Source organism: Streptomyces sp. NPDC032091 (genome assembly GCF_055580265.1).
In genome coordinates, this window is record NZ_JBVILR010000037.1 from 40,084 (window position 1) to 66,697 (window position 26,614).

Annotated in this window: 24 protein-coding genes; 12 read left to right on the plus strand and 12 right to left on the minus strand. The window is 73.4% G+C overall.

Annotated features, from left to right (window positions below; genetic code table 11):
* The first annotated feature begins 8 nt into the window (after positions 1–8).
* Positions 9–635: a M23 family metallopeptidase gene (locus tag ACZ5NJ_RS36215; protein WP_468770815.1), complete on the plus strand. Its 627-nt coding sequence runs from the start codon at positions 9–11 to the stop codon at positions 633–635.
* A gap of 10 nt (positions 636–645) precedes the next feature.
* On the opposite strand, the gene ACZ5NJ_RS36220 is transcribed toward ACZ5NJ_RS36215, so the two are convergent.
* The 7 genes from ACZ5NJ_RS36220 to ACZ5NJ_RS36250 form a co-directional block, all read right to left on the minus strand.
* Positions 646–1,740, minus strand: coding sequence for a LamG-like jellyroll fold domain-containing protein (locus ACZ5NJ_RS36220; RefSeq protein WP_468770816.1), 1,095 nt, complete (start codon positions 1,738–1,740; stop codon positions 646–648).
* A 61-nt stretch (positions 1,741–1,801) separates the two neighbouring features.
* On the minus strand, positions 1,802–3,115 hold the full coding sequence (gene cseC, locus ACZ5NJ_RS36225; protein WP_468770818.1) for a two-component system sensor histidine kinase CseC: 1,314 nt from the start codon (positions 3,113–3,115) through the stop codon (positions 1,802–1,804).
* A gap of 10 nt (positions 3,116–3,125) precedes the next feature.
* A complete protein-coding gene (cseB, locus tag ACZ5NJ_RS36230) occupies positions 3,126–3,839 on the minus strand; it encodes a two-component system response regulator CseB (protein ID WP_468770819.1) in 714 nt (237 codons plus the stop codon).
* Between the two features lie 39 nt (positions 3,840–3,878).
* Positions 3,879–4,544: a hypothetical protein gene (locus tag ACZ5NJ_RS36235; RefSeq protein WP_468770852.1), complete on the minus strand. Its 666-nt coding sequence runs from the start codon at positions 4,542–4,544 to the stop codon at positions 3,879–3,881.
* A 35-nt stretch (positions 4,545–4,579) separates the two neighbouring features.
* A complete protein-coding gene (locus ACZ5NJ_RS36240) occupies positions 4,580–5,140 on the minus strand; it encodes a SigE family RNA polymerase sigma factor (protein WP_468770821.1) in 561 nt (186 codons plus the stop codon).
* Between the two features lie 230 nt (positions 5,141–5,370).
* Positions 5,371–6,339: an HhH-GPD family protein gene (locus ACZ5NJ_RS36245; protein ID WP_468770822.1), complete on the minus strand. Its 969-nt coding sequence runs from the start codon at positions 6,337–6,339 to the stop codon at positions 5,371–5,373.
* Between the two features lie 22 nt (positions 6,340–6,361).
* Entirely contained in the window at positions 6,362–6,976 is a 615-nt protein-coding gene (locus ACZ5NJ_RS36250; RefSeq protein WP_468770823.1) for a phosphatase PAP2 family protein, read from the minus strand.
* A gap of 159 nt (positions 6,977–7,135) precedes the next feature.
* Here ACZ5NJ_RS36250 and ACZ5NJ_RS36255 point away from each other — a divergent pair, with 159 nt between their 5' ends.
* A complete protein-coding gene (locus ACZ5NJ_RS36255; protein ID WP_468770825.1) occupies positions 7,136–7,924 on the plus strand; it encodes a hypothetical protein in 789 nt (262 codons plus the stop codon).
* A 30-nt stretch (positions 7,925–7,954) separates the two neighbouring features.
* On the opposite strand, the gene disA is transcribed toward ACZ5NJ_RS36255, so the two are convergent.
* Positions 7,955–9,079 carry a DNA integrity scanning diadenylate cyclase DisA gene (disA, locus tag ACZ5NJ_RS36260; RefSeq protein ID WP_351890220.1) on the minus strand — a complete coding sequence of 375 codons (1,125 nt, stop codon included), beginning with the start codon at positions 9,077–9,079 and terminating at the stop codon, positions 7,955–7,957.
* A 210-nt stretch (positions 9,080–9,289) separates the two neighbouring features.
* Positions 9,290–10,714: a DNA repair protein RadA gene (gene radA, locus ACZ5NJ_RS36265; protein ID WP_468770827.1), complete on the minus strand. Its 1,425-nt coding sequence runs from the start codon at positions 10,712–10,714 to the stop codon at positions 9,290–9,292.
* Between the two features lie 168 nt (positions 10,715–10,882).
* Between radA and ACZ5NJ_RS36270 the strand changes: the two genes are divergently transcribed.
* Positions 10,883–12,754: a BACON domain-containing protein gene (locus tag ACZ5NJ_RS36270; RefSeq protein ID WP_468770829.1), complete on the plus strand. Its 1,872-nt coding sequence runs from the start codon at positions 10,883–10,885 to the stop codon at positions 12,752–12,754.
* Positions 12,755–12,782: 28 nt separating this feature from the next.
* Here ACZ5NJ_RS36270 and ACZ5NJ_RS36275 read toward each other — a convergent pair whose 3' ends face one another.
* On the minus strand, positions 12,783–13,583 hold the full coding sequence (locus tag ACZ5NJ_RS36275) for a DUF3109 family protein (RefSeq protein ID WP_468770830.1): 801 nt from the start codon (positions 13,581–13,583) through the stop codon (positions 12,783–12,785).
* Positions 13,584–13,645: 62 nt separating this feature from the next.
* On the opposite strand from ACZ5NJ_RS36275, the gene ACZ5NJ_RS36280 reads away from it, so the two are divergent.
* The 4 genes from ACZ5NJ_RS36280 (at position 13,646) to ilvD (ending at position 19,131) form a co-directional block, all read left to right on the plus strand.
* Positions 13,646–14,572 carry a Ppx/GppA family phosphatase gene (locus tag ACZ5NJ_RS36280; protein WP_468770832.1) on the plus strand — a complete coding sequence of 309 codons (927 nt, stop codon included), beginning with the start codon at positions 13,646–13,648 and terminating at the stop codon, positions 14,570–14,572.
* Positions 14,573–15,701: 1,129 nt separating this feature from the next.
* Entirely contained in the window at positions 15,702–16,511 is an 810-nt protein-coding gene (locus ACZ5NJ_RS36285; RefSeq protein ID WP_468770834.1) for a sugar phosphate isomerase/epimerase family protein, read from the plus strand.
* The gene (locus tag ACZ5NJ_RS36290; RefSeq protein WP_468770836.1) at positions 16,508–17,131 is read left to right on the plus strand and encodes a TetR/AcrR family transcriptional regulator; all 624 of its coding nucleotides are present in this window, start codon (positions 16,508–16,510) and stop codon (positions 17,129–17,131) included. The genes ACZ5NJ_RS36285 and ACZ5NJ_RS36290 overlap by 4 nt, the downstream gene beginning before the upstream one ends.
* Positions 17,132–17,280: 149 nt before the next feature.
* Positions 17,281–19,131, plus strand: a complete 1,851-nt coding sequence (gene ilvD / locus ACZ5NJ_RS36295) for a dihydroxy-acid dehydratase (protein WP_468770838.1) — start codon at positions 17,281–17,283, stop codon at positions 19,129–19,131.
* A 32-nt stretch (positions 19,132–19,163) separates the two neighbouring features.
* Here the strand turns inward: ilvD and ACZ5NJ_RS36300 are convergent, their stop codons facing one another.
* Positions 19,164–21,296 (minus strand): protein kinase domain-containing protein, encoded by a 2,133-nt coding sequence (locus ACZ5NJ_RS36300; RefSeq protein ID WP_468770840.1) that lies wholly within the window; start codon positions 21,294–21,296, stop codon positions 19,164–19,166.
* Between the two features lie 106 nt (positions 21,297–21,402).
* Between ACZ5NJ_RS36300 and ACZ5NJ_RS36305 the strand changes: the two genes are divergently transcribed.
* The 5 genes from ACZ5NJ_RS36305 to proC all read left to right on the plus strand — a co-directional run bounded on the left by ACZ5NJ_RS36305 (position 21,403) and on the right by proC (position 24,824).
* A complete protein-coding gene (locus ACZ5NJ_RS36305) occupies positions 21,403–21,702 on the plus strand; it encodes a peptidase (RefSeq protein ID WP_468770841.1) in 300 nt (99 codons plus the stop codon).
* A gap of 66 nt (positions 21,703–21,768) precedes the next feature.
* The gene (locus tag ACZ5NJ_RS36310; protein ID WP_468770843.1) at positions 21,769–22,293 is read left to right on the plus strand and encodes a hypothetical protein; all 525 of its coding nucleotides are present in this window, start codon (positions 21,769–21,771) and stop codon (positions 22,291–22,293) included.
* A gap of 78 nt (positions 22,294–22,371) precedes the next feature.
* A complete protein-coding gene (locus ACZ5NJ_RS36315; RefSeq protein ID WP_468770844.1) occupies positions 22,372–23,190 on the plus strand; it encodes an ABC transporter ATP-binding protein in 819 nt (272 codons plus the stop codon).
* Entirely contained in the window at positions 23,187–23,924 is a 738-nt protein-coding gene (locus ACZ5NJ_RS36320) for an ABC transporter permease (RefSeq protein WP_468770846.1), read from the plus strand. Before ACZ5NJ_RS36315 ends, ACZ5NJ_RS36320 begins: the two co-directional genes overlap by 4 nt.
* 90 nt (positions 23,925–24,014) lie before the next feature.
* A complete protein-coding gene (proC, locus tag ACZ5NJ_RS36325; protein ID WP_468770847.1) occupies positions 24,015–24,824 on the plus strand; it encodes a pyrroline-5-carboxylate reductase in 810 nt (269 codons plus the stop codon).
* A 52-nt stretch (positions 24,825–24,876) separates the two neighbouring features.
* On the opposite strand, the gene trpS is transcribed toward proC, so the two are convergent.
* Positions 24,877–25,875 carry a tryptophan--tRNA ligase gene (gene trpS, locus ACZ5NJ_RS36330; protein ID WP_468770849.1) on the minus strand — a complete coding sequence of 333 codons (999 nt, stop codon included), beginning with the start codon at positions 25,873–25,875 and terminating at the stop codon, positions 24,877–24,879.
* Positions 25,876–26,614: the final 739 nt, after the last annotated feature.

Genomic DNA, 26,614 nt, shown 5'->3' on the forward strand with positions numbered 1-26,614 from the left:
GTCCCCACATGTCCGCGAAGCGCGTCAGCACCCGCCGTACCCGTACCGCCCTCGCCGCCACCGCCCTCGGTGCGACGCTGGCCCTCGGGGCCGGGACGACCGCCGCCTTCGCCGACGAGGCCCCCGCGACCCTGCCCGCCGCCGCCGAGCTGGCCGCCGTCCAGGCGCAGGCCCAGGCGCAGGCCCAGGCCGCCCAGGCCGCCGCCGCGAAGGCCGGCCTGTGGGACAAGCCCGTGGCGAGCTACACGCTCTCCGCCACCTTCGGCAAGGGCGGCGCCATGTGGTCCCACAAGCACTCCGGCCAGGACTTCGCCGTCCCCGTCGGCACCGCCGTGCACGCCGCCTCCGCCGGCACCGTCGTCAAGGCCGGCCCCAACGGCGGCGGCGACGGCCCGGCCTACGGCAACGCCGTCGTGATCAAGCACGCGAACAACACGTACTCCCAGTACGCCCACCTGTCGAAGATCCTCGTCAAGGTCGGCCAGAAGGTCGCCGTGGACGAGAAGATCGCGCTGTCCGGCAACACCGGGAACTCCAGCGGTCCGCACCTTCACTTCGAGATCCGGACCACCCCGAACTACGGTTCCGCGATCAACCCGGTGGTCTTCCTGCGCAGCGTCGGCGTCACCGTCTGAGCCCGGCGGCTCACACGAGCCAGGAGTGGGTCGGCTTGGTCTTGCCGAGCTTGTTGTTCTTCAGACCCGTGATCTGCTCCTGGCCCAGCACCTGGTCGAAGATCCGGACGTGGTCCAGCGGACCCATCCACGAGGCGCTCCAGATCCCGTGGTGGCGGGCCCGCCCCAGCTGGAGCGGTCCCGGGCCGGCCCAGATCCCGGAGACCTGTGCCTGGCCGGCCTGCTTGTCGTCGACCCAGAGGGCGATCGTCTTCTTCTCCGCGTCGTAGGTGCCGGTGAGGAACGTCCACTGGCGGGTGGTGTCGACGTTGTCCACCACGATCTGCTGGGCGGTCGCCGCCTGGCCCTTGTCCCCGGTCTGCACCCGGAACACCCAGGCCTTCTTCCCGTTGACGACCTCGAAGCCCAGCTCGAAGGAGTACGAGACCCCGTCGCCCTGGCTGACGGCCATGCGCGGGCCGCTCTCGGAGACGTTGTAGGCGCGGGTGGAGACGGAGAAGCTCTTCGTCACGTCCACGGCCGCCTCGGCGCCCTGCGCGTAGGAGTCCGCCGCGCCCTTGAACCGGATCTCGGTCCGGTTGGCCAGCTCGCCGAGGGAGGCGCCGGGGCTCAGGGCGATGCCCATCTTGCCGTTGCGGTCGCGCAGCAGGTTCGGCTCTCCGGGGACGGTGGGGGAGTCGTCCTCGGACTTCTTGTCGGGGGACGCGGAGGAGCCCGAGGGGCTGGGGGAGCCCGAGGCGGCGGTGGTCGGCTTGCTGTCCGGGTCGTCGCCGTCGCCGCCCAGCAGGAAGAACGCCGAGCCGGCCGCCACCAGGACGACCGCGAGCGCCCCGCCCCCGATGGCCAGGAACCGGCGCTTGCGCCGCTGCGCCTCGGAGGCGTCGGCCATCGCCTGCCAGTCGGGGGTCGGGGTGGCGCTGAAGGCCTCGGGTATCGGCGGCGGGAACGTTTCGTCCGCCACGGGCGGGGGCCCGAAGCCCTGCCCCTGCTGCCCGGCCGCCGGCTCCGGCTGGTAGGGGTTGGACTGCCCGGGCTGGGGATAGCCGTACCCGCCGGAGGCGGGGCCGGGCTGGGGGTTGTCAGGGCGATCCGTACCGTCAGTCATGGCACGGATGCTAGAACATCGCCGTGGAGCCGTGAGCCCCCGGACCGGTACCGCCCGGGGGTCAGCCGGGGAGCTGGACGATCGGGAAGCTGCCCGTCGTCGTCGGGGCGTGCTCCGGGAGCCACAGCACCGCCACCGCTCCCGCCGCCGCGCCCTCGTTCTCCGCGCCGCCCGGGGCGGCGACGTTGCGGAAGGTGAGACGGGCGCCCAGGACGCGGGCCTGGCCCTCTGCGATGGTCAGGCCCAGCCCGTGCCCGACGCCCGCCCGGTCCGTCGAGCCGGTGCGGAACCGGCTCGGGCCCTCCCGCAGCAGGGCCTCGGGGAAGCCGGGCCCGTGGTCCCGTACGCGGACGACCCGGCCCTCGATGTCCACCTGGATCGGCGCCTGCCCGTACCGGGCGGCGTTGGCCAGGAGGTTGCCGAGGATCCGCTCCAGGCGGCGCGGGTCGGTGCTGACGATCTCGTCCGCGACGACCCGTACGGAGGCCTCCGGCATCAGGGCCGTCACCCTGCGGGTCACGAACTCGCCCAGTGCCACCTCCTGGAGCTCGGCCCGCTCGGACGCACCGTCCAGCCGGGCCACCTCCAGGACGTCCTCGACCAGGGCCCGCATCGCCTGCGCGCGGTCGCGCACGAGCTCCGTGGGCCGGCCCGGCGGCAGCAGTTCCGCGGCGGTGAGCAGGCCCGTCACGGGGGTGCGCAGCTCGTGCGCGATGTCGGCGGTGACCCGCCGTTCGGCCTCCAGCCGCTGCTGGAGGGCGTCGGCCATGGCGTCGACCGCCCGCGCGAGGTCGTCGGTCTCGTCGCGTACGACGCCGCCCACGGCGTCCCGGACGCGGACCTCGGGGTCCCCGTGCGCGACCCGCTGGGCGGCGGCCGCGGCCTTGCGGAGCCGGCTGGAGATCTGCCCGCCGATGAGCACGCCGAGCGCGGAGCCGCCGATGACGACGGCGAGGGAGCCGATGACCAGGGCCCGGTCCAGGTCGCGCACCATGTTGGCGCTCTCGCGGAACTGGTGGTGCATGGAGAGCACCTGCCCGTTGCCGAGGGGTACGGCCGCCCACACCTCGGGGGCCCGCTTGGGGGTCTCCTGGATGTAGGTGCCCCGCCGCCCCGAGCGGGCCTTCTCGCGCAGTTCCGCGGGCAGCTCGGGGTCGTTGACCTTGGCGCCCCAGATGGGCTTGCGGCCGGCGTCGGGGGTGCGGGCGATGTACTGGACCCGCTCCAGTTCCGAGTCGCGGGCGCTCTCCAGCATCGACACGCGGGCGGCGCTGTGCACCACCAGGCTCAGGGCGAGCGCGGTGAGGGCGCCGACGGCGGCGATGGCGAGCGTGATCTTCCAGCGGATCCCCGTGCGCAGGGTGAAACGCCTCATGCTGTGGTTCTCATGCCTTGAGCTTGTATCCGAAGCCGCGGACCGTCTCGATCCGGTCCTGGCCGATCTTGGTGCGCAGCCGCTGGACGTGGACGTCCACGACGCGGGTGTCGCCGCCCCAGTCGTAGTCCCACACCCGCTCCAGGAGCCGGTCGCGGGACAGGACGGTGCCGGGCGCGGAGGAGAACTCCAGCAGCAGCCGCATCTCGGTGGGGGTCAGGGCGACGGGGGTGCCGGCCCGGCGGACCTCCATGCCCTCGGTGTCGACCTCCAGCTCGCCGAAGGACAGCACGCCGCGCTCGTCGGAGTCGTCGCCGTCGGCCCCGCCGTTGCCGCCGTTGTGGGCGCCGCCGGCGTGTCCGAAGCGGCGCAGCACCGCGCGGATGCGGGCGACGAGGACGGAGCCGTCGAAGGGCTTGGTGACGTAGTCGTCGGCGCCCGCCTCCAGGCCCAGGACCACGTCGATGGAGTCGGCGCGCGCCGAGAGCATGATGACGGGGACGGTGGACTCGTCGCGGATGCGCCGGCACAGGCTCACGCCGTCCATACCGGGGACCATCACGTCCAGCAGGGCGATGTCCGGGCGGTTCGCGCGGAAGGACTCCAGGCCGGACAGGCCGTCGGGCATGGCGGTGACCACGAACCCGTCGCGTTCCAGCGCCAGGGTCGTGGCCTCGCGGATGACGTCGTCGTCCTCCACGAACAGCACGTGGGTCTCGGCCATGCCCAGCCTCACTCCGGTCTTTTCCGTCTGCTTGTGCGGTCAGTTCTTGGGGGGCGTGACGGCCGGAGCCGGCTGGGCCCCGCCGTCGCCGACGTTGCTGTACTCCGAGTGGACCCGGTCCTGCTCGGCGAACTTCTCCCCGTTCCAGCGGTAGGTGATCACGTCCTCGCCGGAGGGGTAGGAGAGCGCGTCGCTCTTGCCGTAGACCGGCTTGCTGACGACCAGGTCGCCCCGGTCGATCTCGGCGTAGACGGGAGGCTGCTCGTCGGCGAAGACATTCTCGTACCTGCCGCCGTCCGACCGGTACACGTACGAGCCGCGGCCGAGGGCGTCGGCGCAGGACAGGACGTTGACGACGATGTCGACGACGGAGCTCCCGGTGATCTTCCCGTAGCTGACGTCGACGGGGTACTCCTTGCCCGTGCATGGCTTGAGGTCCCGCTTGACCTCGGCGCTGACCTTGGGGTCGGCCTTCAGCAGGGCCACCGGGTCGACCTTCTTGAGGGGGGTGCCCGTGCCCGCGGCGGGGGAGTGGCCCATGGCCGCCGGGCCGCTGGGCGCGGCGGTGGGCTGGTTGGGCTGGGTGTTACGGGCCACCGACTCCGTGCGGGCGGGGCCGCCGTCGCGCAGGCCCGTGCCGCCGGCGGAGCAGCCCGCGGCGAACAGCACTGTGCCGACGAGGACGACCGTCCCCGCCGACGTCAGCACCAGCGAGCTTCTACCGCTCAGGGTTTGGCCGTTCAGGCCGCGCACCGCTCCCGCCCCTCGTGACGCGTGGTGTGGTCACCGCGTTCGAGCGCACGCATGTCCAGGTCCCGGCTCTCCAGCTCCTGGCGGAGCCGGGCCAGTGCGCGGTGCAGTGTGCTCTTCACGGTTCCCGCCGACATTCCGAGCGCCGCGGCCGTCTCCTCGGTGCTCATCTGCTCCCAGTGTCGCAGCACCACGACACTGCGCTGCTTGGGCGCGAGCACCTTGAGGATGTCCATGAGCAGGGCGCGGTCGGCGCGCTGGTCGGAGCCGTCCTCGACGGAGGCGTCCGGGAGCTGCTCGGTGGGGACCTCGTCGAGCTTGCGGGCCCGCCACCACTCCGTCCGCGTGTTGATCATGACGCGGCGCAGGTAGGCGTCGGCCAGGGACTTGTCGGCGATGCCCTCCCAGCGGCCGTACGTGCGCACGAGGGCGGTCTGGAGGAGGTCCTGCGCGTCGGTGGGGTCCGGGACCAGGCGCCGGGCGCTGCGCAGCAGGGCGTCCTGCCGGGTGCGTACGTACTCCTCGAATTCGAGTACATCTCCGTGCGCCATCCAGACCGCCTCCGCTGCCGTCCCCGTCACCCGCTGCCTTACGGATCCGAAGGTACGGAGGGCTTGTCACGGCACTGTGCGGGTCAGCCTGCGGTGGGCGCACGGACACCCGTAGGTTGTGTAACAGCGCCGGTGAGCCGGGGTTTGCCGGCCCGGAACGGAATACGGCGCTCGGCTCCGGGGCGCCGGGGGCGCACCCCGGCGGACCTGCGGAATCCGTGGGCCGGCCGCTACGGATTCCGGGGCAGGCCCGGCCCGGAGGGCACGGCCCGGCCCTGCGGCAGCCGGTACGTCCCCCGGGCGAGCGGTTCCACCAGCCCGTCGGACACCAGCCCGTCCAGCGCCCTGGCCCGCTGCACCGGCTCGTCCCACACCGCGTCGAGCTGCGCCTGGGACACTGGCCCCGACGCCTCGCGCAGCACGGCCAGCAGCCGGCCGCGCACCTGCCGGTCGGTCCCGGCGTACGTCTGTCCGCGCCGCGGCGGCCCGTCGTGCGCGGGCTTCCCGGCCAGCCGCCAGGCGCACAGCCCCGCCACCGGGCAGCGCACGCAGTCCGGGCTCTTGGCCGTGCAGACCAGCGCGCCCAGCTCCATGGAGGCCGCCGCCCAGCGGGCCGCCGTGGCCTCGTCCTCGGGCAGCAGGGCCCGGGCCAGGCGCCGCTCGGCGGCGGTGGTCGCGTTCGGCGGGTACTCCACGCCGGTCGAGGTGCGGGCGAAGACCCGGCGCACGTTGGTGTCGAGCACCGCGTGCCGCTGCCCGTAGGCGAAGGAGGCCACCGCCGCGGCCGTGTACTCGCCGATCCCGGGCAGCGCGAGCAGCTGGGCGTGGTCGCGCGGCACGTCGCCGCCGTGGCGTTCCGTTATCGCCGCCGCCGCGCCGTGCAGGCGCAGGGCCCGCCGGGGGTAGCCGAGCCGCCCCCAGGCCCGTACGGCCTCGCCCGGTGCCTCGGCGGCCAGGTCGGCGGGCCGGGGCCAGCGGGCGAGCCACTGCTCGTACACCGGCAGGACCCGGCTGACGGGGGTCTGCTGGAGCATGAACTCGCTGACCATCACCCCCCAGGGGCCGGCCTCGGGGCGGCGCCAGGGCAGGTCGCGGGCGTGCTCGTCGAACCACGCGATGACGGGCTCGTGCAGGGCGGCCGCGGAAGCGGGGGACACGGAGGACGCGGGGGACGCGGTGGATTCGGCGGAAGCAGTCATGTCAGGGGCATCCTGGCACGTTCTACGGGTGCCGTGCGGGGCCCGGACCGGTGAACCAGACGGCCGCGCGGATCCCGCTCCCCTGTACGGCGGCGATCACCCGGGTCATCGGTCCGGTCAGCAGCGCCACGGCCAGCGCGCCCAGCGAGGCGCCGAGCAGCAGCCCCATGCCCACGTCGTGCGGGTAGTGCACCCCCACGAACACCCGCGAGAAGGCCATGAGCACGGCCATCGGCAGCGTCAGCACCGCCAGGCGCGGCACCGCCAGCGCCAGCGCCACGGCGGCCGCGCCCGCGATGGCGGAGTGGTTGCTGGGGAAGGACCAGTCCCCGTACGGCGGGCACGGCACCAGCGAGGCGGCCGCCCCCGCCACCGCCCGGCAGGGCCGCTCCTCGTCGATGGTCGACTTCACCAGCTCGGAGGCGACGTACACGAGCGCGGTGACGAGCGGTGCGAGCACGGCCCGTGCCACGGTCGACGGGTCGCCCTGGCCGCGCGCACGCCACCAGACGGATATGTAGAGCAGTCCGAAGAGCAGCAGCCCGAACTCGGTCCAGGCCTCGAAGGCGGACTGCACCCAGAGGGGCGTGCCGTGGGCGAAGTCGGTGATGTCGCGGTAGAGGGCGGAGGTGTCCATGGTGACCGACCGTACTCAACGCCTGGTCACGGCCACGTCAGACCCTGGCCTGATCTTGCCGCTCCGGCGTCGTCCCGCAAGATGATCATCGGCAAAACCCGTCGTGTGCGCGGCATGTGGGGCACGGATCGCGGCGCGAGTTCTCGTAAGGTTCGGTACGTGGGATCTCTGCGCAATCCGGTCGGGCCGCTTCCCTCCTCCATTTACTGGCGGCGGAGGGCCGTTCTGGCGTCCGTCGCGGCGCTCGCCGCGCTGCTCGCCGTATGGTTCGTCAGTTCCGGCGGGGGCGGGACCAGTACGAATGGAAAGGGCGGCGGCAACGGCTCCGGCCCGGTCCGCACGATCACCCCGGGCCCCTCGGGCTCCGGCCCGGCGATCAGTCAGGCCCCGGGCGGACGCGCGGAGTCGGGCACCGGCGGGGGCTCCGCCTCCGGCGCGGGCGGCGGCACGTCCAAGAACCCCGACCAGGGCGGCGGCGCGGGCTCCGGCTCCGCCTCCGGCGGCGCGGGCGCCACGGCGGTCCTCCCGGCCGACTCCCCCCTGCCCACCTGCGCGGCCAGCGCGGTGCAGTGGGAGGTCAAGAGCGTGAAGAACGAGTACGAGGCGAACGAGAAGCCGCGCCTCGAACTGCTCGTCCGCAATATCTCCGGCAGCACCTGCAAGTTTGGACTCGGCCCGAAGCAGGCCGTCGTGACGATCTATCAGACCACCGGCGCCAAGCAGGTCTGGTCCTCGGCCGACTGCCCCACGGGCCCGGGCGACGCCTACTTCCGCCTGCCGGCCCAGGGGGAGGCGAAGCAGTCGCTGGAGTGGGACCGCAAGCCGAGCGCCGCGGACCAGTGCCAGACGCCTCCGGCGGGCACGCCGGCCCCGGACACCTACGTGGTCGAGGTCCGCACCCCGGGCCTTCGGGTGGCCCGCACGTCCTTCGTCCTCAAGCAGGACTAGGCCGTCGCGTCCGGCGGCTCCGCGCAGCGGTCAGACGTAGCGCTCGAGGATCGAGGACTCCGCGAGCCGCGAGAGCCCCTCGCGCACGCTCCGCGCGCGGGCCTCGCCCACGCCGTCGACGGTCTGGAGGTCGTCCACGCTGGCGGCGAGCAGCTTCTGCAGCCCGCCGAAATGCTCCACCAGCCGCTCGATGATGGCCCCCGGCAGCCGCGGCACCTTCGCCAGCAGCCGGTAGCCGCGGGGCGACACGGCCGAGTCCAGGGTCTCGGGCGAGCCCGTGTACCCCAGCGCCTTCGCCACGATCGCCAGCTCCAGCAGTTCCGGATGCGTCAGCGCGTCCAGCGCGGGGAGCGCCTCCTCCACCGTGCGGGAACGCTTCGCCGTGGGTTCCGGAACGTAGTCGCGGATCACCAGCTCCCGTTCCTGCTCGATGCCCACCGTCAGCTCGTCCAGCTGGAGCGACAGCAGTCGCCCGTCCGTGCCCAGTTCGACCACGTACTCGGCGATCTCGGTCGCGATCCGGCGGACCATTTCCAGCCGCTGGGCGACCGCCGTGACGTCGCGCACGGTGACCAGGTCCTCGATCTCCAGCGCCGACAGCGTGCCCGCGACCTCGTCCAGCCGCAGCTTGTACCGCTCCAGCGTGGCGAGGGCCTGGTTCGCGCGGGACAGGATGGCCCCGGACTCCTCCAGGACGCGCCGCTCCCCGTCCACGTACAGCGCGATCAGCCGCATCGACTGCGACACCGACACCACGGGGAAGCCGCACTGCTTCGACACCCGGTCGGCCGTGCGGTGGCGCGTGCCGGTCTCCTCGGTCGGGATCGACGCGTCCGGCACCAGCTGGACGCCGGCCCGCAGGATCTTCGTCAGGTCCTTGTCCAGGATGAGCGCGCCGTCGAGCTTGCACAGCTCCCGCAGCCGGGTCGCGGTGAACTCCACGTCCAGGACGAAGCCGCCGGTACACATGGCCTCGACCGCCTTGTCCATGCCGAGGACGATCAGCCCGCCCGTGTTGCCGCGGACGATCCGCTCCAGACCGTCACGCAGCGGCTGACCGGGGGCGACCGCGCTCAGGGAGGCGCGCATCAGCGCCTCGTGCTTGGAGCTCGCGCCCGACTTGCCGGATGCTGCTGCCCCGTCCTTGGCTGCCACTGCACTCCTCCGGTCACGGGTTGCGCCGCCTGTAGGGCCGGGCGGACCAGCACAAAGTCTACCGGCGCCGCCTGTGCGCCCGCCGGGCCTTGGGCCGCACCGGCGGGGCGGCGGCCCGTACGGCCCCGCTGACCTGCCTACCCGCCCCGCTCGCCGGAGCCTCTCATTCCGCCGAAGCGGTCCGACATGTTCCGACCGGGCGGCTCCCGCTCACTCCGCCGGGACGGCCGCGGCCCGCTCCCTGGCCGGCGTACGGGAGCGCCCGCGCGGCAGGACCCGCAGCGCCTCGCCCATGTCCGCGACCTCGGTGACCTTCATCCCCGGCGGCACCTTCCCGGGGTCCGCCGGCACCAGCGCGTGCGTGAACCCGAGGCGGTGCGCCTCCGCGAGGCGCCGCTGCACCCCGGTCACCCGCCGGACCTCGCCGGCCAGCCCGACCTCGCCGATGGCGACCAGGTTCTTCGGCAGCGGCACGTCGCTCGCGGCGGATGCCAGGGCCAGCGCGATGGCCAGGTCGGCGGCCGGCTCCGTCAGCTTCACCCCGCCCACCGTCGCGCTGTAGATGTCCCGCTTGCCCAGCGCGGTGATCCGGCCGCGCTGCTCCAGCACCGCCAGCATCATCGAGACCCGGGAGGTCTCCAGGCCCGAGGTGGTGCGGCGCGGGGAGGGGATCTGCGAGTCGACGGTGAGCGCCTGCACTTCGGCGACGAGCGGGCGCTTGCCCTCCAGCGTCACGGTCAGGCAGGTGCCGGGCACCGCCTCGGCGCGCCGGGTCAGGAACAGGCCGCTGGGGTCGGCGAGCCCGGTGATGCCCTCGTCGTGCAGCTCGAAGCAGCCGACCTCGTCCGTCGCCCCGTACCGGTTCTTCACGCCGCGCACCAGACGCAGCCGGGCGTGCCGGTCGCCCTCGAAGCTCAGCACCACGTCCACCAGGTGCTCCAGCAGGCGGGGGCCGGCGATGGCGCCGTCCTTGGTGACGTGGCCGACGAGGAGGGTGGCCATGCCCCGCTCCTTCGAGGCGCGGATCAGCGCCCCCGCGACCTCCCGGACCTGGGCCATGCCGCCCGGCGCGCCGTCGATCTCGGGGGAGGCGATGGTCTGGACGGAGTCCAGGACCAGCAGCGACGGCCGGACGGCGTCGAGGTGGCCGAGGACAGCGGACAGGTCGGTCTCGGCGGCGAGGTAGAGGTGGTCGTCGAGGGCCTTGATCCGGTCGGCGCGCAGCCGCACCTGGCTCGCGGACTCCTCGCCCGTGACGTAGAGGGTGCGGTGGTCGCCGCTGGCCGCCTTCGCCGCGACGTCGAGCAGCAGCGTGGACTTGCCGACGCCCGGCTCGCCCGCGAGGAGCACCACCGCGCCGGGGACGAGGCCGCCGCCGAGGACGCGGTCCAGCTCGTCGACGCCGGTGCTGCGGGCGGTCGCCGTCCGGCCGTCGACCTGGGCGATGGGCAGCGCGGCGGCGGTGACGCGGCCGGCCGCGGTGGTGCGCACGGCGGGCGCGCCCATCTCCTCCACCGTCCCCCACGCCTGGCACTCCGGGCAGCGGCCGAGCCACTTCACGGTCGTCCAGCCGCATTCGGAGCAGCGGAAGGACGGACGGTCCTTGGCGGATGAGCGAGAGGTACGGGCAGCCATGGCGCCCACGGTAACCGGCGGCGCCGACAACGCGGTGCGGGCCGGTGCCCGCCCGGGCGCCCGAGGCGTCAGGGGCGCGGTCAGCGGGACGGCGATCTGTTCACCCGTAAGGGCTAAAAGCGGGGAAGGCTTCCGGAGCGTCACCGGCGTGCCGCCTACCTTCGCCAGGTGAACAGCAGCGACCAGGGAGACCCCGCACCGCGCACCGGCGCACACCGGGCGCACCGGCGCACACCCGGACCGGCCACGCCGCAGGGCGGGGCGGGCACGCCCGGGGAGGACGCGACGGTCCGGATGCCCCGTGCGGGCGGGACCGCGCGGCCGGAGCCCGGCGCGGGCGGGGGGCCGGGGGTCCGGCCCGGGCCGGCCGGCGACGCCGAGCCGCCGCCCTCCCCGTACGAGCCCTACCTCGACGGGCTGTTCACCTACTGCCTCTCCGTCCTGTGCGACCACGACGCCGCCACCGACACGCTCGGCGACGTCCTCGCGGTCGCCGACCGCCACCCCGGCCGATGTCCCGACGAGGGCGACCGGCGGGCCTGGCTGTACGCCCTCGCCCGCTGGGCCTGCCTGCGCCGGCTGGCCGAGCAGCGGCGCGCCCGCCTGGGGGCGCATTCCGCCCGGCGCACGCCGGAGCACACCGCCCCCGAGCGTGCGCCCCAGGCGCAGGGCCCGCACCGCCCCCTCGACGTGAACGCCTACCGCCGCACCGAGCTCGCCCGCCTCGCCTGGCCCGAGGCCGCCGGCACCACCCCCGAGCAGCGCGAGGCCCTCGAACTCGCCGTCCGCCACCGCCTCGGCGTCACCGAACTCGCCTCCGTGCTCGGCACCGCCCCCGCCGCCGCCCGCGAGCTCCTGTCCGCCGCCGCCTGCGAGGTCGAACGCACCCGCGCCGCCCTCGCCGTCGTCGAGACCGGCAACTGCCCGGCCGTCTCCCGCCTCACCGGCGAGGACGGCGACCGCGACGTCCTGCTGTCGAGCACCCTGCGCGCCGAACTCGTCCGCCACGTCGACGACTGCCCCCGCTGCCGGCGTGTCGCCGAACGCGTCGGCGCCGCCGCACCCTGGCCCGGCTCCGGCGGCCTGCACGCCGCGCTGCCGCTCGTCCCCGCCCCCCGCGGGGCCGTCCGCGCGGCCATGCTGCGCTCCGGCCGCCGCCGCGGCGGCCGCCCCGGCCCGCGCTTCGACCGCACCGGCTTCCCCATGGACCCCAAGGACCGCGCCGCCCGCCGCGACCGGCTCCGCGCCCGGGCCGTGACCACCACCGTCGTGGCCACCGTCGTCGCCGCCCCCGTCATCGCCCTGTGGGCCGCCTACCGCGGCGCCCCCACCATCGGCGAACCCGTCGGCGACGGCACCCGCATCTCCGCCGGCGAAGCGAGGATCCCGCCCCCGCTCGCCGAGGGCCGCCCGCTCACCGCGTACGAGAACACCGGCAACACCGCCCGCACCACCGGCGAGCCCGGCTTCGCCTCCGGCAGCGCCGCCCCCGACGTCTCCGTCGAGGTGATCAGCAGCGGCGCCGCCCCCGCCACCCCCGACGCCGCCGGCCCGGGCGCCCCCGGCCGGCTCACCGTCTCCGCCACCACCCGCGGCGGCACCACCCTGCTCACCCTCCACGCCTCCGGCGGCAGCCCCGTCGACTGGCGGCTCTGGTCCGACGCGCCCTGGCTGCGCGCCGGCCAGACGGCGGGCACCCTCGCCCCCGGAGAATCGGTCACCCTGAGGATCACCGTCGACACCGAGGCCCAGCCCGTCGGCGCCTGGTCCGCGCGCGTGGGCGTCGACCCGGGCGGAGCGGTCGTCTCCATCCAGGGCCGCGGCCGCCCCGCGCCCGCCACCGACCCGACCCCGCCCGCCCCGGACCCCACCCCGACGCCGACGCCCACCCCCACGCCGACCCCGACCCCGACACCCACCCCGGACCCCACGCCGACCCCGACGCCCACGCCGACCCCGACGCAGCCCACGGACCCGGCGCCGTCACCGGCCGGCCCAGGAGGAACGGTTTCCCCGGACCCGGCGCCCCCCGCGCCATGAGCAGGCGGCGGAAGGGGCACGGGCGCGGCTACGCCGGGTCGGCGGGGTGCGGCGCCATCGGCAGCAGGGACGCCAGCCGCGCCTCGCACAGCTTCACCAGCTCCGCGTACGCCTCCGTGCCCATCAGCTCCGTCAGCTCCGCCCGGTACGACACGTACACCGGCTCACCGGCCCCGTGCGCGGACGTCGCCGACGTGCACCACCAGTGCAGGTCGTGCCCGCCCGGCCCCCAGCCCCGCCGGTCGTACTCCCCGATCGACACCTGGAGCACCCGGGTGTCGTCCGGCCGGTCGATCCAGTCGTACGTACGCCGGATCGGCAGCTGCCAGCACACGTCCGGCTTCGTCTCCAGCGGCTCCTGCCCGCTCTTCAGCGCCAGGATGTGCAGCGAGCAGCCCGCCCCGGCCGGGAAACCGGGCCGGTTCAGGAAGATGCACGCCCCGTCCCAGCGGCGGGTCTGCTTCTCCCCGTCGTCGTCGAGCTGCGTCCAGCCGCTCTCGCTGCCCACGTCGTGGAACTGCCACAGCTCCGGCGTCAGCCGCGCCACGTGCTCCGCGACCCGCTGCTCGTCCTCCTCGTCGGAGAAGTGCGCGCCCAGCGTGCAGCAGCCGTCCGAGGCACGGCCCGCCTGGATGCCCTGGCAACCGCTGCCGAAAATGCACGTCCAGCGGGAGGTCAGCCAGGTCAGGTCACAGCGGAAGACCTGTTCGTCGTCGGCGGGATCGGGGAACTCCACCCAGGCCCGGGGGAAGTCGAGGCCCTTCTCGTCCGCCACTTTGCCCTTGCTCTTCTTCGACTGGTTCTTGCCGGCCTTCGTCGTATTTGGCACAAAGCCAAGCGTAAGCGCCCCTTACTCCACTGCCCCGCGTCCGGCCCAGTAGCGTTTCCCGTATGAGACTCGGTGTCCTGGATGTGGGTTCGAACACGATCCATCTGCTGGTGGTGGACGCGCACCCCGGCGCGCGCCCGCTGCCCGCGCACTCCCACAAGGAGCAGCTGCGCCTCGCCGAGCTGCTCGACGAGCGCGGCGCGATCACCCCGGAGGGCGTCGAACGCCTGGTCTCGGTCATCGGCGAGGCCGTGCAGGCCGCCGAGGACAAGGGCTGCGAGGACGTCCTGCCCTTCGCGACCAGCGCCGTCCGCGAGGCCCCCAACGCCGACGAGGTCCTGGCCCGCGTCAAGGCCGAGACCGGCATCGAGCTGCCGGTGCTCAGCGGGGAGGACGAGGCCCGGCTGACCTTCCTCGCCGTCCGGCGGTGGTTCGGCTGGTCGGCGGGCAAGCTGCTGGTCCTCGACATCGGCGGGGGTTCGCTGGAGATCGCGTACGGCATCGACGAGGACCCCGACGCCGCCGTCTCCCTCCCCCTCGGCGCCGGCCGCCTCACCTCGGCCTGGCTGCCGGCCGACCCGCCGGACCCGGCGGACGTGAAGGCGCTGCGGCGGCACGTCCGGGCGCAGATAGCCCGCACGGTCGGCGAGTTCAGCCGCTTCGGGGCCCCGGACCACGTGGTGGCCACGTCGAAGACCTTCAAGCAGCTGGCCCGCATCGCCGGCGCGGCCCGCGAGGCGGACGGCCTGTACGTCCAGCGCGACCTGACGCGGAAGTCCCTGGAGGAGTGGGTCCCCCGCCTGACGGCGATGACCACGGCGCAACGCTCCACCCTCCCCGGCGTCTCGGAGGGCCGCGCCGCCCAGCTCCTGGCGGGCGCCCTGGTGGCGGAGGCGGCGATGGACCTCTTCGGCGTGGACACCCTGGAAATCTGCCCCTGGGCCTTGCGCGAGGGCGTCATCCTCCGCCGCCTGGACCACCTGCCGTAGGGGGCGGGGGGAGTGCCGGACCCCGCCGAGCGGCGCCGAAGGGCGGGGCGGTGGTGGGGGCCGGCGGGGTGTGACCTGGGCGGTCTCAGAGCCGGTCTGGGGGTTTCCCGTCAGTCCCACTGTCCTTCCGGTTCGGGCCGCCCTGTCAAGGGCGCTCCTTCGTCGCGTCGCTACGCGATGGCCTTCGGCCACCCTTGACAGCCCGACCCGCCCCGGAAAGACAAGGACTGCCGGGAAGCCCCCAGAAGAAACGGGACGGATGTACCTGAGACATCCGGCCGTGTCAGGGACCCTTCGGGGTGGTCGGGGGCCGGCAGCCACCCATTCGGCCCCCTCGCGAGGGCAATCGGGGACGACCTACGCGTCAGATCGCTACGCGCTCCTCTTTTCTCGGCGTCCAGGGGTGGTCGTGGGCTGGGATGCCCTGCCGGTCGTCGTCTGGTGCGGTCAGAGAGCCAAGACGGCCGCCGGACGCCGAGATGAGCGAAGCGCGTAGCGATCTGGCGCGCCGGAGGGCCCGGATGTCGTCCTGATCGTCCTTTGGTGCGGGTATCAGCCCCAGACGACTGCCAGACGCTGGGGCATGAGGAGCGCGTAGCGATCTGGGGCGCCCGCCGGCCCCGGATGGCGATCCCGTCGTCGTTTCCTGCGGGCAGCAGCCCCAGACGGACGGCGGACGCTAAGCAAAGAGAAGCGCGTAGCGATCTGACGCGTAGGCCGCCCCCGATTGCGACTGTCGGGGCCGAATGGATGTCTGCCGGCCCCCGACCACCCCGACGGGTCCCTGATCCGGCCGCATCTGCCATGAACATCCGTCCCGTTTCTTTGGGGGTTTCCCGGCAGTCTTCGTTTTTCCGTGGCGGGACGGTCTGTCAAGGGTGGCCGAAGGCCATCGCGCAGCGACGCGACGAAGGAGCGCCCTTGACAGGCCGGCCCGACACGGAAGGACGGTGAGACTGACGGGAAAGCCCCAACCCCTCCCTGAGACCGCCCCGCCGAGACTCCGATCCCGCTCGTACCGCTGTGCGTGGTGCCCCGTGGACCGGGCCGACTCGGCGGCGATGTGAAAAGTATGACGAGAGTCGGTTCGTGTGCCGGGGTGCGGGCGGGGGGACCGTAACCTGGCTCCGTGGTCCGTAATCCGAGCAGCAGTGCCCCGAAAGTCGCCCTGTCCACCGCCTCCGTCTACCCGGAGTCCACGGCGACGGCCTTCGAGATCGCCGCCCGCCTCGGGTACGACGGGGTCGAGGTCATGGTCTGGACGGACCCGGTCAGTCAGGACATCGAGGCCCTGCGCCGGCTCGCGGACCACCACCAGGTGCCGATCCTCGCCGTGCACGCGCCCTGCCTGCTGATCACCCAGCGCGTGTGGTCCACCGACCCCTGGACCAAGCTCCAGCGGGCCCAGACCGCGGCCGAGAAGCTGGGGGCGTCCACCGTCGTCGTGCACCCGCCGTTCCGCTGGCAGCGCCAGTACGCGCGGGACTTCGTCAGCGGGATCTGGCGGATGGCGGACGAGACCGACGTGCGGTTCGCCGTGGAGAACATGTACCCCTGGCGCTACCGCGACCGCGAGATGCTCGCGTACGCGCCCGAGTGGGACGTGACCAAGGACGACTACCGGCACTTCACCGTCGACCTGTCGCACACCGCCACCGCCCGCACCGACGCCTCCGCCATGATCGACCGGATGGGCGACCGCCTCGCCCACGTCCACCTCGCCGACGGCAACGGCTCCGCCAAGGACGAGCACCTCGTCCCCGGGCGCGGTACGCAGCCCTGCGCCGAGCTGCTGCACGGCCTGGCCCGCGGCGGCTTCGACGGGCACGTCGTCATCGAGGTCAACACGCGGCGCGCCATGTCCTCCGCCGAGCGTGAGGCCGATCTCGCCGAGGCGCTGGCCTTCACCCGCCGGCACCTGGCGGTCGGGTCCCGGTGAGCGGCGCCGAGCCGGTCCGGCGGCGGCGCGGCCCCGGGCGGCCCCGGCAGGACGAGGCCGAGGAGGGCCCGGGCACGCAGGAGCGGATCCGCCTCGCCGCCCGCGAGGTGTTCGCGGAGCGCGGGTACGACAAGACGTCCGTGCGCGGCGTCGCGAAGGTGGCCGGGGTGGACCCGGCGCTGGTGCACCACTACTTCGGCAGCAAGGACGACCTGTTCGCCGCCGCCATCGAGGTCACCATGGAGCCCGCCCTGGTGGTCCCGGCCGTCGTCGGCGAGGGCCCGGACGGCATCGGGGAGCGGCTGGCCCGCTCCTTCCTGGGGGTGTGGGAGAACCCGGCGACGCGCGCCCCGCTGCTCGCCGTGATCCGCTCCGCGCTCACCCACGAGGCGGCCGCGAAGGTGCTGCGGGGCCTGATCCTGCGGCGGGTCCTGGAGCGGGTCGCCGCCGACCTGGACGTCCCGGAGCCGACCTTCCGGGCCGAGCTGGCGGCCTCGCACCTGATCGGGATCGCGTTCGTGCGGTACGTGGTGCAGATCGAGCCCCTCGCGTCCGCGGACCCGGAGGCGATCGTGGCGCTGGTGGCCCCGACCCTCCAGCGCTACCTCACCGAGGCGTGAGGGGCCCGGTGACCGAGGAGCGACCCGGCCGTCCCGGCATCCGGACCGGCTGTCCGGATCGCGGGCGTTGGGCGTAGCCTCGTAACCGAGCCATATCCGCAGTCGCGGCCGACCGTACGGACAGCCGCACTCATGGGGAGTGAAACCGCATGCCCGAGCTGAGGTCCCGCACCGTCACCCACGGCCGCAACATGGCAGGCGCTCGTGCGCTGATGCGCGCGTCGGGCGTAGCGAGCGAGGACATCGGCAAGCCGATCATCGCGGTCGCCAACTCCTTCACCGAGTTCGTCCCAGGCCACACCCACCTGGCCCCGGTCGGCCGGATCGTCTCCGACGCCATCCGCGCCGCCGGCGCCATCCCGCGCGAGTTCAACACGATCGCCGTCGACGACGGCATCGCCATGGGCCACGCGGGCATGCTGTACTCCCTGCCCTCCCGCGACCTCATCGCGGACAGCGTCGAGTACATGGTCGAGGCGCACTGCGCGGACGCGCTGATCTGCATCTCCAACTGCGACAAGATCACCCCGGGCATGCTGATGGCCGCGATGCGCCTCAACATCCCCGTCGTGTTCGTCTCCGGCGGCCCGATGGAGGCCGGCCAGGCCACCCTCGTCGACGGCACCGTCCGCAAGCTCGACCTGATCGACGCCATGGTGGACGCCTCCAACGAGAACGTCTCGGACGCGGACATCCTGCGCATCGAGGAGAACGCCTGTCCGACCTGCGGCTCGTGTTCCGGTATGTTCACCGCCAACTCGATGAACTGCCTCGCCGAGGCCATCGGCCTGGCCCTCCCCGGCAACGGCTCCGTCCTCGCCACGCACACCGCCCGCCGCGCCCTGTACGAGAACGCCGGCCGCACGGTCGTGGAGATCACCAAGCGCTACTACGAGGACGGCGACGAGTCCGTCCTGCCGCGCAACATCGCCACCCGCGAGGCCTTCGAGAACGCCATGGCCCTGGACATCGCCATGGGCGGCTCGACCAACACGATCCTGCACCTGCTGGCCGCCGCGCAGGAGGCGGGCCTGGACTACGACCTCAAGGACATCGACGCCGTCTCGCGCCGCGTCCCCTGCCTGGCCAAGGTCGCCCCGAACGTCGCCCCCGGCGGCACGTACTACATGGAGGACGTGCACCGCGCCGGCGGCATCCCCGCCATCCTGGGCGAGCTGCACCGCGGCGGGCTCCTCAACAAGGACGTCACCACCGTCCACTCCAAGGGCCTGGAGGACTGGCTCGCGCAGTGGGACGCCCGCTCCGGCACGGCGTCCGAGGAGGCCATGGAGCTGTGGCACGCGGCCCCCGGCTGCAAGCGCTCCGCCACCGCCTTCTCCCAGTCCGAGCGCTGGGAGACCCTCGACCTCGACGCCGAGGGCGGCTGCATCCGCTCCGTGCAGCACGCGTACTCCAAGGACGGCGGCCTCGCCGTCCTGCGCGGCAACATCGCCGCCGACGGCTGCGTGGTGAAGACCGCCGGCGTCGACGAGTCGATCTGGACCTTCGAGGGCCCGGCGGTCGTCTGCGAGTCGCAGGACGAGGCCGTCGACAAGATCCTCCGCAAGGAGATCCAGCCCGGTGACGTCGTCGTCATCCGCTACGAGGGCCCGCGCGGCGGCCCCGGCATGCAGGAGATGCTCTACCCGACGTCCTTCCTCAAGGGCCGCGGCCTCGGCAAGGTGTGCGCGCTGGTGACGGACGGCCGCTTCTCCGGCGGCACCTCGGGCCTGTCCATCGGCCACGCCTCCCCGGAGGCGGCGTCGGGCGGCGACATCGCGGTCGTCGAGGACGGCGACCGGATCCGGATCGACATCCCGAACCGCTCGATCGAACTCCTGGTGGACGAGGCCACGCTGGCCGCCCGCCACGCGGCCCTAGGCGGCGTCTACGCCCCGAAGACCCGCGTCCGCACCGTCTCGGCGGCGCTGCGCGCGTACGCGGCGATGGCCACCAGCGCCGACAAGGGCGCGGTCCGCGACGTCTCGAAGCTGGGCTAGTCACACAGCAGGACGGACCCCGCCGGTGTGGCTCACCACCCGGCGGGGTTCTTCGCGTCCAGGGCGAAGACCGTGCCGTCGGGCGCGGAGGCGTAGACACGGCCGTCGGCGACGACCGGGGCGGGGAGGCCGGCGCTGACGGCGCCCTGGGTGGCGGCCATGTGCGGCTTCGACTGGCCGATGAGCTTGCCCGCGCCGGCGTCGACGGCCAGGAGGCGGCCGTCCGAGGCGGTCAGGTAGAGCCGTCCGTCCGCGAACACCGGCGGGGAGGCGTACGCCGCGCCCGTCTCCAGCCGCCACAGCTCCCGCTCCCCGCCGATCGCCACGAGACCGCCCCGCGTGCCGAAGGCGTACACCGTCCCGTCGGGGCCCACCGTCGCGTCCACCTCGTACAGCTGGGCCGACAGCTGTACCCGGCGTACGGCGTGGGTGACCGCGTCCACCCGTACGATCCCGACCGTTCTGACGCCGGCGGAGGCGTTGTCGAGCAGGTACAGCGCCCCGCGGGCGACGCCGATCAGCCGCAGCTCTCCGGCGATCCGGGTCTGCCAGCGCGCGGCACCGGTGACCGGATCGATCTCGGTGAGCTGCGTCGCAGCGCCGTCGGCGTCGGCCGTCACGGTGTAGAGCACCGGTGCCCCCGCCGCTCCGGCCCCGCCCCACCACGCCGACCCTGCGCCGGCGATGTGGCGGCTCCACTTCTGGGTCCCGCCGGCTCCGTCGAGGGCGGTGACCGTGCCGTCCGCGGCCACCATGACCACGTACGGGCCCGCCGTCACCACCCGCGTACCGCCCGACAGCTTCCGCTGCCAGCGCTCGGCGCCCGTGCCCGGGTCCAGCGCCTGGAGGAGTTGGCTGCCGGGTGCCACCACCACGACCGCTCCGGCCGCGTACGACGGGGCGGTGCTGCTGGACACGCCGTAGGAGGGCCTGTTCGCGCGTACGGTCCAGGCCGTCGAACCGTCGGCCAGGCCGAGCCGGGCGGCCGCCAGCCCCGGCCCCGAGCAGAACAGGCCGCCGCCCGCCGCCGAGCAGGACAGCGGGGGCGTGCCCGGTGAGACCGACCACGGGGTGAACGCCGTGTCCGGTTTCGCCGACGCGTGGGCGGCGGGCCGGCCGGGCCCGTCCGCGCCGGCGGCCCACCACAGGTACCCGCCGACCGCCCCCGCCGTGAGCAGGGCACCGAGCCCGGCCGCCAGTAGCCGACGCCCACGGCGGCGCGGACGCTCCGGGGACGACGCGTCCGGCGGCGCGTCCGGCGGCGCGTCCGCCCGCCGCTGGTGGGTCGGCTCCTCGTCCGCAACCGGTCGCCGGGGCTGCGGTATGAACGCCTGCGTGTCCTCGCCCGTCGGGTACGCCACGGCGCGCATCTCCGCGATCAGCGCCTCCGCGGTCGGCCGCTCGTCCGGGTCCTTCGACAGGCACCGCGCCACGATCGGCACGAGCCGGGCCGGCAGCCCCGTCAGGTCCGGCTCGCTGTGCACGACTTGGTACGCCACGAGGTAATGGCTGTCGGAGTCGAAGGGCCCGTGCCCGGTCGCCGCGTGCACCAGCACCGCACCCAGCGCGAACACGTCCGCGGCCGTCCCCACCTCGCGCGGCCGCTGGAACTGCTCCGGCGCCATGTACGGCGGGGTCCCGATCAGCTTGCCGGTCTCGGTCCGCAGGTCGCTGTCGGCCGGCCGCGAGATGCCGAAGTCGATGACCCGCACCCCGTCCGGCGCCATCAGCACGTTGCTCGGCTTCAGGTCCCGGTGCACCACCCCGGCCCGGTGGATGTCCCGCAGCGCCTCCGCCAGCCCGGCCGCGAGCCGGGTCAGCTCACCGGCGTCGAGCACGCGCTCCCGTACCCGCTCGGACAGGGTCGGGGCGTCGATGAACAGGGTGGCCATCCACGGCCGCTCGGCATCCGGATCGGCGTCGACGACGGGAGCGGTGAAGGCCCCGCTCACCCGTCGCGCGGCCGCGACCTCCTGCCGGAACCGCGCCCTGAACTCCGGGTCCACGGCGTGCTGCGCGTGGACGACCTTGACGGCGAGTTTCAGCCCCGAACTGGAGGTGGCCAGATGGACGACGCCCATGCCGCCGGAGCCGAGCACGGATTCGAGCCGGTACTGCCCGGCGTACTCCGGAAACCCGGCGTAGCCCGCGCGCCGCGACTGCACAGCTCACCACCCCCGACGGAGCCTAGTCGATGGCCCATGGCAACATCCAAGGGCTTGCTACCCTGCGCGCGTTGCGCGGTGCAACACCCATGGGGGGAGACTTCACATGTCCGTTGAGAACGAATCAAGCCAAGTCCAGAGCCTTTCGGGCGACGCGGGCCCGACCTTTCCGACCGCACCCGGCTACCGGGTCAACGTGCGCAGCGGGCCGGGCACCAACTACGCGATCATCGACTCCATCCCGGTCGGCGGTTCCGTGACCATCCGCTGCCAGTGTTCCGGCACGACCGTCTCGGGCCCGTACGGGACGACGGACCTCTGGGACTGCGTCGGCAACGGCCGCTTCGTCTCCGACGCCTACGTCCACACCGGCTCCGACGGCTACGTCGCCCCTCACTGCGGCTGAGCCGTTCACCGTTCTGCCAGGTGAGACACCCCCGGCCGGCCGTCTTGGCCGGGGGATAATCGCGGTGTGAGCGAAGAGCAGCGAGACCAGAGCGCCCCCGCCGCGCCGGCCGAGCCGGCCGCCGGGCCGCAGCCCGAGGCGATCCGGTTCTTCGGGACCACCTGGGTGGACCACGACGGCGGCTACGCGCTGCGCCGCGCCGGCGTCGCCGCGGGGTCGCTGCTCGCCGCCGTCGTCGGCGCCTACCTGCTGCGGCTGGCCTACCAGGGGCTGGAGATCGGCAACGTCGGTCCCTTCCTCAGCATCTCCGTCGTGGTGCTCTTCGCCATCGCCAGTTCCATCGCCTTCGCCAAGACCTGGGAGTCCTTCAGCCGCCGGGCCCGCCCGTCCTCCGACGAAGCGGCCCTCAAGGGCCTCAAGGCGATCGGTTTCATCGGCTCCCTCATCGCGTACTTCCTGCGCAGCCTGACCGAGGCCCCCGGCGAGAAGCTCCACCGGACCGAGTACGAGCAGGCCCGCGCCGAGTACGCCCGCCGCCGCAGCGCCCGCACGGGGAACCCGGCCGCGCGCCGCCCCAAGCGCAAGAAGTAGCCCCGCGCACCCTGAAACCCCGGTGCCGGCCGCCCGGCCGGTTGACGCCCCGGCACAGCCAGGAGCATTATTCATCGCATGATGAATAAACCGCCCGAGGAGCCCCCGGCACCCCACGGACCCGCCGTCCACGCCCACGGCCTCACCGTCCGCCGCGGCACCGGCCGCACCCCCCGCACCGTCCTCGACGCCCTCGCCTTCGACGTCCCCCGCGGCCGCATCACCGGCCTCCTCGGCCCCTCCGGCTGCGGCAAGTCCACCCTCATGCGCACCGTCGTCGGCACCCAGGCCCACGTCACCGGCACCCTCGACGTCCTCGGCCGCCCCGCCGGCCACCCCGAACTCCGCTCCCGCGTCGGCTACGTCACCCAGGCCCCCTCCGTCTACGACGACCTCACCGTCCGCCAGAACCTCGACTACTTCGCCGCCGTCCTCGCCCCGGGCCGCGCCGCCGCCGACCGCCGCCGCGCCGCCGTCGAACGGGCCATCGCCGACGTCGACCTCACCAGCCGCGCCACCGCCCTCGCCGGCAACCTCTCCGGCGGCCAGCGCAGCCGCGTCTCCCTCGCCGTCGCCCTCCTCGGCACCCCCGAGCTGCTCGTCCTCGACGAACCCACCGTCGGCCTCGACCCCGTCCTGCGCCGCGACCTCTGGAACCTCTTCCACGAGCTCACCGCCGCCCGCGGCGTCACGATCCTCGTCTCCTCCCACGTCATGGACGAGGCCGAGCGCTGCCACGACCTGCTCCTCATGCGCGAAGGCCGCCTCCTCGCCCAGGACACCCCCGAAGCCCTCCGCACCCGCACCGGCGGCGCCACCGTCGAGGAAGGCTTCCTCCGCCTCGTCGACGAGGCCAACGCCCACGCCGGCACCCTCGAAACGGAGACCCCGCGATGAACGGCGCCCGCACCCTCGCCACCGCCGCCCGCGTCCTGCGTCAGCTGCGCCACGACCCGCGCTCCATCGCCCTGATGCTGCTGGTCCCGGTTCTGATGCTGACCCTGCTCCGCTACGTCTTCGACGGCAGCCCGGCCACCTTCGACAGCACCGGAGCGTCCCTCCTCGGGATCTTCCCCCTCATCACGATGTTCCTCGTGACCTCCATCGCCACCCTGCGCGAGCGCACCTCCGGCACCCTCGAACGCCTCCTCGCCATGCCGCTGGGCAAGGCCGACCTCATCGCCGGCTACGCCCTCGCGTTCGGCGCCGTCGCCGTCGTCCAGTCCCTCCTCGCCACCGGCCTCGCCCTCTGGCTCCTCGGCCTCGACGTCACCGGCTCCGCCTGGCTCCTGCTCCTCGTCGCCCTGCTCGATGCCCTCCTCGGCACCGCCCTCGGCCTCTTCGTCTCCGCCTTCGCCGCGTCCGAGTTCCAGGCCGTCCAGTTCATGCCGGCCGTGATCTTCCCGCAGCTGCTCCTGTGCGGACTCTTCGCGCCGCGCACCACCATGCAGCCCGTCCTCGAAGGCATCTCCGACGTCCTGCCCATGTCGTACGCCGTCGACGGCATGACCCAGGTCCTCACCCACACCGACATGACCGCCGACTTCGTCCGCGACGCCGTCGTCGTCGCCGCCTGCGCCCTGCTCGTCCTCGCCCTCGGCGCCGCCACCCTCCGCCGCCGCACGCCCTGACCACGGAGCGGACACCCCCGCCCCCTCCCGCGGCCGGGTGCGAGGATGAGCCCGTACGTCCCCACGTTCGTTCGGCGAGGTGAATCGGGCATGACCCAGACAGTCGCAGTCCTCGGTACCGGCAAGATCGGCGAGGCCCTGCTCAGCGGGATGATCCGCGGCGGCTGGCCGGCGGCCAAGCTCCTCGTCACCGCCCGCCGCCCCGAGCGCGCCGCCGAGCTGCACACCCGCTACGGCGTCGAGGCCGTCGGCAACGCCGAAGCCGCCAAGCGCGCCGACACCCTCATCCTCACCGTCAAGCCGCAGGACATGGGCAAGCTCCTCGAAGAGCTCGCCCCGCACGTCCCCGCCGACCGCCTCGTCATCAGCGGGGCGGCCGGCATCCCCACCGCCTTCTTCGAGGAGCGGCTGGCCCCCGGCACCCCTGTCGTCCGCGTCATGACGAACACCCCCGCCCTCGTCGACGAGGCCATGTCCGTCATCTCGGCCGGCAGCCACGCCACCGCCGCGCACCTCGCCCACGCCGAGGAGATCTTCGGCGGCGTCGGCAAGACCCTGCGCGTCCCCGAGTCCCAGCAGGACGCGGCCACCGCCCTCTCCGGCTCCGGCCCCGCCTACTTCTACTTCCTCGTCGAGGCGATGACCGACGCGGGCATCCTGCTGGGCCTGCCCCGCGCCCAGGCCCACGACCTCATCGTCCAGGCCGCCATCGGCGCCGCCGTGATGCTCCGCGACAGCGGCGAACACCCGGTCAAGCTCCGCGAGGCCGTCACCTCCCCGGCGGGCACGACGATCAACGCCATCGTCGAACTGGAGAAGCACGGCGTACGGGCCGCCCTCATCGCCGCCCTCGAAGCCGCCCGCGACCGCAGCCGTGAACTCGCCACCGGCAACAGCTGACGCGGAGGAGTGGCCCCTGCCCCATCAGACCCAGGGGCCACTCCCTCCCCTTTCACGGAGCCAGCAGCCCGATGGCTTCATACGCCCGGTCCACCACCGGCCGCGCGATGCCCCGCGCCCGCTCGGCGCCCTCCCGCAGCACCCGCTCCACCTCGCCCGGATCGGCCGCCAGCACGGAGTGCCGCTCCCGCAGCGGCCGCAGCAGCTCCACCACGGCCTCGGCGACGTCCCGCTTCAGCGGCCCGTACCGGTCGTACTCCCCGGCCAGCTTCTCCGGCTCTCCACCCGTACACGCGGCCAGCACGTCCAGCAGGTTCGCCACCCCCGGCCGCGCCGCCCGGTCGTAGGCCACCCCGTCCTCGCCGCTGTCCGTGACGGCGCGCATCACCTTCTTGGTGATGACGGCCGGCTCGTCCAGCAGGTAGACGATCCCCGCCGTGTTCCGGCTGGACTTCCCCATCTTCGATGTCGGGTCCTGGAGGTCCATGACCCGCGCGCCCACGGCGGGGAGCGTCGCCTTGGGCACGGTGAAGGTGTGCCCGTACCGCTGGTTGAACCGCACCGCCAGGTCCCGGGTCAGCTCCACGTGCTGGCGCTGGTCCTCGCCGACCGGCACCTCGTCGGCCGCGTAGGCCAGGATGTCGGCGGCCATCAGCACGGGATACGTCAGCAACGACAGCCGTACGCCCTGGCCGGCGGCCTCCGCCTTCGCCGCCTTCTCCCGGTACTGGATCATCCGCCGGAGCTCCCCGTCGGTGGCGGTGCACTCCAGCAGGTAGGACAGCCGGGTGTGCTCGGTGACGTGGCTCTGCACGAAGAGGGTGCACCGGCGTGGATCCAGCCCGGCGGCGAGGAAGAGTGTCGCGTTCTGCCGGGTGAGCCGCCGCAGCCGCGCCGGATCGTGCTCCACGGTCAGGGCGTGCAGGTCGACGACGCAGAACAGCGCGTCCCTCGGCGAGTGCTCGGCCGCGACCCACTGCCGCAGGGCCCCCAGGTAGTTGCCCAGCGTCAGGTGCCCGGACGGGGTGATCCCGCTGAAGATCCTCGTCATGTCCTGTCTCTCCCTCGTGTCCTGCGGGGTGGGTGTGAGCCGTCGGGTCGCCGCGTCGGGCGTCCGGGTCACTCCCAGGAGGGAGAAAACGAAACGGCCGCCGTGTAGCGGCGGCCGTGAGCGCATGCGTGCTCGTGTCGGAGGTCGCCCGCCGTCAGGCGGGCCACCAACGAAGGCTGAGCGTGGGTGCATGCGTGGTCATGGGAAGCAGCGTAGCCCTCGGGGGGTGTGGACGGCGTGTGTTTGGGGAGATGGCCACGACGGCGTGGCGGGGGTTGACACACCTGTTCCCGGTCCGTAAGGTTCTTCGAGTTGTCCGAAGTGAGCGCCGACCCCGGTCGGTCCCCGGACAGCCATCCCGCACTACACATTCGAACGAACGACGCACGCCGTCGTCTCGTTTTCATGCGTATTTGCGAATGAGGAATCCGCGTTCCAGGACGCAGCCGCCGATTGGCTTCGGGGGCAAGGAATCCGCTACTGTCTCACTCGCCGGAAGGGCCCAACAGCCCCAAAGGCAAATCCCGCTGACTGGGAGTCAGGCCCGAAAGGATCTGATAGAGTCGGAACCGCCGGAAAGGGAAAGCGCGAAAGCGAAGGACCTGGAAAGCGAGCGAGAAAGACTCTGATAGAGTCTGGATCGCAAGAACGAAAGCCCGGAGGAAAGCCCGAGAGGGTGAGTACAAAGGAAGCGTCCGTTCCTTGAGAACTCAACAGCGTGCCAAAAATCAACGCCAGA

Bases quoted from the DNA above. Each gene is read 5' to 3' on its own strand.
- ACZ5NJ_RS36215 (WP_468770815.1), top strand. From the start codon at position 9: ATGTCCGCGAAGCGCGTCAGCACCCGCCGTACCCGTACCGCCCTCGCC.
- ACZ5NJ_RS36220 (WP_468770816.1), bottom strand. From the start codon at position 1,740: ATGACTGACGGTACGGATCGCCCTGACAACCCCCAGCCCGGCCCCGCC.
- cseC (WP_468770818.1), bottom strand. From the start codon at position 3,115: ATGAGGCGTTTCACCCTGCGCACGGGGATCCGCTGGAAGATCACGCTC.
- cseB (WP_468770819.1), bottom strand. From the start codon at position 3,839: ATGGCCGAGACCCACGTGCTGTTCGTGGAGGACGACGACGTCATCCGC.
- ACZ5NJ_RS36240 (WP_468770821.1), bottom strand. From the start codon at position 5,140: ATGGCGCACGGAGATGTACTCGAATTCGAGGAGTACGTACGCACCCGG.
- ACZ5NJ_RS36245 (WP_468770822.1), bottom strand. From the start codon at position 6,339: ATGACTGCTTCCGCCGAATCCACCGCGTCCCCCGCGTCCTCCGTGTCC.
- ACZ5NJ_RS36250 (WP_468770823.1), bottom strand. From the start codon at position 6,976: ATGGACACCTCCGCCCTCTACCGCGACATCACCGACTTCGCCCACGGC.
- radA (WP_468770827.1), bottom strand. From the start codon at position 10,714: ATGGCTGCCCGTACCTCTCGCTCATCCGCCAAGGACCGTCCGTCCTTC.
- ACZ5NJ_RS36280 (WP_468770832.1), top strand. From the start codon at position 13,646: ATGAGACTCGGTGTCCTGGATGTGGGTTCGAACACGATCCATCTGCTG.
- ilvD (WP_468770838.1), top strand. From the start codon at position 17,281: ATGCCCGAGCTGAGGTCCCGCACCGTCACCCACGGCCGCAACATGGCA.
- ACZ5NJ_RS36305 (WP_468770841.1), top strand. From the start codon at position 21,403: ATGTCCGTTGAGAACGAATCAAGCCAAGTCCAGAGCCTTTCGGGCGAC.
- ACZ5NJ_RS36315 (WP_468770844.1), top strand. From the start codon at position 22,372: ATGATGAATAAACCGCCCGAGGAGCCCCCGGCACCCCACGGACCCGCC.
- ACZ5NJ_RS36320 (WP_468770846.1), top strand. From the start codon at position 23,187: ATGAACGGCGCCCGCACCCTCGCCACCGCCGCCCGCGTCCTGCGTCAG.
- proC (WP_468770847.1), top strand. From the start codon at position 24,015: ATGACCCAGACAGTCGCAGTCCTCGGTACCGGCAAGATCGGCGAGGCC.
- trpS (WP_468770849.1), bottom strand. From the start codon at position 25,875: ATGACGAGGATCTTCAGCGGGATCACCCCGTCCGGGCACCTGACGCTG.